Source organism: Streptomyces griseorubiginosus, assembly GCF_017614965.1.
Taxonomy (GTDB): Bacteria; Actinomycetota; Actinomycetes; order Streptomycetales; family Streptomycetaceae; genus Streptomyces; species Streptomyces griseorubiginosus_B.
On record NZ_WVUG01000437.1, the window covers coordinates 1 to 5,818 of the forward strand.

Genomic DNA, 5,818 nt, shown 5'->3' on the forward strand with positions numbered 1-5,818 from the left:
CCGCCGCGCCATCCCCGGAACCTCCCAGCTCCGTCGCCCTGCCCACTACGCCACGAAGCGACCGTATCCGCGCCCGTCACGAAATGCGGGCGGCGTCGTTCCTTCCATAGCTCCAGCCCCCGAAAAACCAGCGGCGCCGACCACCAACTCCTTGCCAGGATCACCCCATGGCCCCTCAACACCGAACCAGTGAACCTCGCACCTTCGACGACCTCGTCGCCGAAGGTGTCGCCGTGCCCACCGACGGATGGGACTTCTCCTGGTTCGAGGGGCGGGCCACCGAGCAGCGGCCCTCGTGGGGCTACGCCGTCTCGCTCGCCGAACGTCTCGCGCGGGCCTCGGCCGCACTCGACGTCCAGACCGGGGGAGGGGAGGTCCTGGACTTCGCCCTCGGGCGGGCCCCGAAGACCCCCGTGCTCACCGTGGCCACCGAGGGCTGGCCGCCCAACGTCGCCAAGGCCACCGAGCTGCTCCGCCCGCGCGGAACCGCTGTCGTCGCCGCCCCCGAGGACGCGCCGCTGCCCTTCGCGGACGGCGCCTTCGACCTCGTCAGCAGCCGGCACCCCGTCACCCCGCACTGGACGGAGATCGCCCGCGTCCTGCAGCCCGGCGGCACGTACTTCGCCCAGCACGTCGGCCCACGCAGCGTCTTCGAGCTGGTCGAGCACTTCCTGGGCCCCCAGCCGGAGGCCTCCCTCAGCGACCGTCACCCCGACCGCGAACGCGCCGGCGCCGAGGCCGCCGGCCTGGAGATCGTCGACCTGCGTGCCGAGCGGCTGCGGATCGAGTTCCACGACATCGCGTCCGTCGTCCATTTCCTGCGCAAGGTCATCTGGATGGTCCCGGGCTTCACCGCCGAGGCCTACGAGCCCCAACTCCGCGCCCTGCACGAGCGGATCGAGTCCGAGGGCCCCTTCGTCGCCCACAGCACCCGGCACCTCATCGAGGCCCGCAAGCCCGTCCGCTGACCCAAGCCCGTCCGCTGACCCAAGCCCGTCCGCTGACCCACGCGGGCGATACGCCAACCTCGGCGGCGGACAGCACCCGCGCGTGCGCGCCGAGCATCGCGGCGACGATGTCGGCGACCGGAGTGCCCCGCTCGGCAGGGTTGGCCAGGAACTGCCGCTCCAGTCGTCGTGCACTCGCCTCGTTCCAGCTGATCCTCAGGGTCATGGGGCGACCGTAGGGGCTCATTAGGACGGTTCCTGTCCTCGATGCCAAGACCTTGTCCAACGCCTGTCCGGCATCTGTCCTGGATCCGCCGCGGGATCCCCGATCCATCCACGATCGCGGTTTCCGCATTGTTATGACCGCGAGTGGCATTCAGCCCCAGGTGTCACGTAAGTTCAGACCAAGGTAATTCGCGTGAGCAAAGCTGCGCGGGCGGCACCGCGCAGTGGAGGGGGCTGCGCGGTGCCGTTTTCCCCGGTGGCGCGACCCGCTCCGACGTCAAGCGGACGTTCGCGGCCCGGGTCACCCGCCCGGGCGATGCCGACACCGGTCAGCCAAACGCCGCACACTCTTCCGCTTTCCTTCACATCCCCGCGTTTTCCCTGGGAAACCGCAGTGATCCGGCCATCAAACCCCTCCGGAACCCCCTCGCGACGAGCACCCGGGCGTCGCCGTTCGATTCCGGAGAGTAGTTGTGGCACGCCGATGCACGCAGCATCACTTACGAAGGGTTATGGTGGAAACCCCCCCTCGGGCCGGTCCGTCTCCCCCCCACGGACCGGCCCGTTTTTTGTGCGCACACCCACCCGGTGTCCGGGCCCACGCGGGGTACTCCCCAAGGGGGCTCCCGCCGTCGGCGCCGACAGCCCGCAGAGCCCTCAAATAGGCGCCTGCTGCAACCACCGGTAGGCTGCGGGCCGCGGGGGCCGCATCGGTACGGAGGGGCTGACGATCACGTGAACCTGCGCGACAAGCTGCGCGGCCTGTTGGTCAGGCTGTACGCGCGCCGGGTGGAAGGCCACCTGGACCACGCTCAGGTGCCCAAGCACATCGGCGTCATCATGGACGGCAACCGCCGCTGGGCGAAGGCGGCCGGCTCCACGACCGTGCACGGTCACCGCGCCGGCGCGGAGAAGATCGAGGAGTTCCTCGGCTGGTGCACGGAGACGGACGTCGAGGTCGTCACCCTCTGGCTGCTGTCGACGGACAACTTCGACCGCCCGCAGGAGGAGCTCGGCCCGCTGCTCGGGATCATCGAGGACGTCGTACGGACGCTCGCGGCGGACGGCCGCTGGCGGGTGCACCACGTCGGCACCCTCGACCTGCTGCCGCCCCGGATGCAGACCACCCTGAAGGAGGCCGAGGAGGCCACCGCCGGCGTCGACGGGATACTCGTCAACGTCGCCATCGGCTACGGCGGCCGCCAGGAGATCGCCGACGCGGTGCGCTCCATGCTGCTGGACGCCCACGACAAGGGCACCGCGATGGAGGACCTGGCCGAGGCCGTCGACGTCGACATGATCGGCCGCCACCTCTACACCGGCGACCAGCCCGATCCCGACCTGGTCATCCGCACCAGCGGCGAGCAGCGGCTGTCCGGTTTCATGCTGTGGCAGACCGCTCACTCGGAGTACTACTTCTGCGAGGTCTTCTGGCCGGCCTTCCGCAAGGTCGACTTCCTGCGCGCCCTGCGTGACTACGCGGCGCGACACCGGCGTTACGGCGGCTGACGTTCCGTTACGGCGGCTGACGTACCGATCGGGGCGTCTACCCCCTTTTGGGGTGGAAGTAACAATGAGTTCACCGGAGCGCCGTCATTCGTGTCGGCATGGTGACGCATGTTCGAGGGCATAAGCCAGTCAGGTCGACACCCGAACCACGGGTGTCGGATCTCAGCGGGCGGCACGGGGCCGTCCGCCCGGGAGGCCCTTTGCACCAGCCCGACCGTGCGGTTCCAGCGCGGAAGACAAGGCGGAGGGCCGGTTCTCGGCCCGTGCATCGCGGCCGTCGACCGGCCCAGCTCCACTCCGTCGCTCCCCGACCTCATCCGAGGGGGTACGTCCTTCCGTGGTGACCAGCACAAAGCGCCACAAGCCAGACCGGCGCACCTATGTTCTCGACACCAGCGTCCTGCTGGCCGACCCGAACGCCCTGAGCCGCTTCGACGAGCACGAGGTCGTGCTCCCCATCGTGGTGGTCACGGAGCTGGAGGCGAAGCGGCACCATCCCGAGCTCGGTTACTTCGCCCGGCAGGCCCTGCGTCTGCTCGACGAGTTCCGGGTGAGGTACGGCCGCCTCGACGCCCCCATCCCGATCGGGGAGCTGGGCGGGACCGTCCGTGTCGAGCTCAACCACTCGGACCCCAGCGTTCTGCCGACCGGCTACCGCCTGGGGGACAACGACTCCCGCATCCTCGCGGTCGCCCGCAATCTGCAGGCCGAGGGGTTCGACGTCACCGTCGTGTCGAAGGACCTGCCGCTGCGGATCAAGGCGTCCTCCGTGGGCCTCCTCGCCGAGGAGTACCGGGCGGAACTCGCCATCACGGACTCCTCCGGCTGGACCGGGATGTCCGAGCTGACCCTGCCCGCCGAGCAGGTGGACATCCTCTTCGAGGAGGGGCACGTCTACGTCCCCGAGGCGTCCGACCTGCCCGTGCACACCGGCCTGACCATCCACTCCGAGCGCGGCAAGGCGCTCGGCCGGGTCACGGCGGAGGGCAACGTCCGCCTGGTGCGCGGCGACCGGGAGGCGTTCGGCATCAAGGGCAGGAGTGCCGAGCAGCGGATCGCGCTCGACCTGCTGCTCGACCCGGACGTCGGCATCGTCTCGATGGGCGGCCGGGCCGGCACCGGCAAGTCGGCGCTCGCGCTGTGCGCGGGTCTGGAGGCGGTCCTGGAGCGCCGCCAGCACCAGAAGGTGATGGTCTTCCGTCCGCTGTACGCGGTGGGCGGGCAGGAGCTGGGCTATCTGCCGGGCTCCGAGGCCGAGAAGATGAGCCCCTGGGCGCAGGCGGTCTTCGACACGCTGTCCGCGGTCACCAGCCGCGAGGTCATCGAGGAGGTCACCGCCCGCGGGATGCTCGAGGTCCTGCCGCTCACCCACATCCGCGGCCGTTCGCTGCACGACGCGTTCGTGATCGTGGACGAGGCGCAGTCGCTGGAACGGAACGTCCTGCTGACCGTTCTCTCCCGGATCGGCGCCAACTCACGGGTGGTTCTCACCCATGACGTGGCACAGCGGGACAATCTGCGCGTAGGGCGCTACGACGGTGTCGTCGCCGTCGTGGAGAAGCTGAAGGGGCACCCGCTCTTCGCCCATGTGACCCTGACGAGGTCCGAGAGGTCCCAGATCGCGGCTCTCGTGACCGAAATGCTGGAAGACGGGCAAATCTGACCGATCGCGCACCAGTTGGCGCCGTCCCGCAAAGGCTGTGAGCCTAGTGGGGCGGCGCTTTCACGTGTGGCGGTTTCGCGAAATCCCCAGGGCCAAACCGGATGTGAGCTTTCACACGCAACTCTGAATTGCCACCCGGCGTCCGGGTACGGCAGAGTCTCACTCCTGTCAGGCCCCGCATACGACACAGCTGTACCCCCAGCGGTACGGCGCCACAGAAGCACCACACGTCAACTCCATACCGGTCGTCGTATGCCGCCCGAGCACCACGCGGCGCTCCCCACACGGGAGTTGCCCACCGGGCCCGTGCCTCCCGTGACCCCGCAGTTGGGAGGCCAGCGTCTAGGGGCACGATTGCGTCCGCCAGGGTCACCGAAGCGGGCGATGCTGGAAGGAAACCGTGTGAGCCGGATTTCGGTCCGGGGATTCGCAGTGGCCTCGGCCACCGCGGTCACCGCCGTCGGAAGTGTCGTGGGCGTTGCCTCGGGCAGCGTCGCGCAGAACAACGACGCCGAGGCGACGGCAGCCGACACCACACTGCTCGCGGACATACCCGCGGGTCAGCAGGCCCAGGTGCAGACCGCGTCCCTGACGCAGCAGGCCGACGCCCAGGCCATCCAGGCGGACGCGAGCGCCAAGAAGGACGCCGAGGAGGCCGCCCGCAAGGCCGCCGCCGACACCGCCGTGGCCAAGAAGGCCGCCGCCGAGAAGGCGGCGAAGGAGGCCAAGGAGCGCGCCCAGGCCAAGTCCGCCGCGAGCCGCAGCAGCGCCGACTTCCCGGTCCAGAGCTCGTACAGCGTCGCCGAGATCCAGTCGATGGCCCGGCAGATGGTGCCGGCCGGCCAGTTCCAGTGCTTCAGCTACATCGTGGACCACGAGTCCAGCTGGAACTACCACGCCATCAACGCCTCCTCCGGTGCCTACGGTCTCTTCCAGGCCCTGCCCGCCTCGAAGTACTCCTCGGCGGGCTCCGACTGGCAGACCAACCCGGCCACGCAGATCAAGTGGGGCCTGAACTACATGAACAGCCGCTACGGAAGCCCGTGCGCGGCGCAGTCCTTCTGGGAAGCCAACCACTGGTACTGAGCCGTCGGGGTCCCGCGCCCCGCTCTCAACCTTCGACAGCCCCTCCCCGTCCTAGGGGGAGGGGCTGTCGCCCTGTACGGTCGGACGCGAACGACTCCAGGGGGGAGTGGTGGCCAGCACCCGGGTACGCGGGGGAAGAGGACGGATCATGTCGCGAGTGCCAGGGTGGCTCGGCCGGCTCGGCGCCGGTCTCACCGAGGTGAGCGAGCGGCTGGACGAGCGCCGCGCCGAGGTGGAGCGGGAGGAGGCCGAGGTCGGCCCCCCGCCCCGCAGGTCCGCCAGGACCGCCCGCGCCGAGAAACAGCCCGCACGCGCCGGCGACCAGAACAACCACGCCGATCACGCCGACCACATCGATCACGTCATCGAGGTCCACCCGGCCCCCGCC

Annotated in this window: 5 protein-coding genes and 1 pseudogene; 5 read left to right on the plus strand and 1 reads right to left on the minus strand. The window is 69.8% G+C overall.

Annotated elements, in window-relative coordinates:
- Positions 1-167 precede the first annotated feature (167 nt).
- Positions 168-968 carry a class I SAM-dependent methyltransferase gene (locus GRC12_RS41190; protein ID WP_208785569.1) on the plus strand — a complete coding sequence of 267 codons (801 nt, stop codon included), beginning with the start codon at positions 168-170 and terminating at the stop codon, positions 966-968.
- Here the strand turns inward: GRC12_RS41190 and GRC12_RS47175 are convergent.
- A complete protein-coding gene (locus GRC12_RS47175) occupies positions 940-1,173 on the minus strand; it encodes a hypothetical protein (protein WP_439959944.1) in 234 nt (77 codons plus the stop codon). The genes GRC12_RS41190 and GRC12_RS47175 overlap by 29 nt on opposite strands.
- Positions 1,174-1,907: 734 nt before the next feature.
- On the opposite strand from GRC12_RS47175, the gene GRC12_RS41200 reads away from it, so the two are divergent.
- From GRC12_RS41200 to GRC12_RS41215, 4 genes and pseudogenes are all read left to right on the plus strand, one after another.
- The gene (locus GRC12_RS41200) at positions 1,908-2,681 is read left to right on the plus strand and encodes an isoprenyl transferase (RefSeq protein ID WP_208785570.1); all 774 of its coding nucleotides are present in this window, start codon (positions 1,908-1,910) and stop codon (positions 2,679-2,681) included.
- Between the two features lie 337 nt (positions 2,682-3,018).
- The gene (locus tag GRC12_RS41205; protein ID WP_208785571.1) at positions 3,019-4,344 is read left to right on the plus strand and encodes a PhoH family protein; all 1,326 of its coding nucleotides are present in this window, start codon (positions 3,019-3,021) and stop codon (positions 4,342-4,344) included.
- A 402-nt stretch (positions 4,345-4,746) separates the two neighbouring features.
- The gene (locus GRC12_RS41210; protein ID WP_208785572.1) at positions 4,747-5,430 is read left to right on the plus strand and encodes a transglycosylase SLT domain-containing protein; all 684 of its coding nucleotides are present in this window, start codon (positions 4,747-4,749) and stop codon (positions 5,428-5,430) included.
- 148 nt (positions 5,431-5,578) lie between these two features.
- Positions 5,579-5,818, plus strand: a pseudogene (locus tag GRC12_RS41215) (AI-2E family transporter); the annotation flags it as partial.

Excerpts from the sequence above, each read along its gene's own strand:
- GRC12_RS47175 (WP_439959944.1), bottom strand. The coding sequence starts at position 1,173 with ATGACCCTGAGGATCAGCTGGAACGAGGCGAGTGCACGACGACTGGAG.
- GRC12_RS41190 (WP_208785569.1), top strand. The coding sequence starts at position 168 with ATGGCCCCTCAACACCGAACCAGTGAACCTCGCACCTTCGACGACCTC.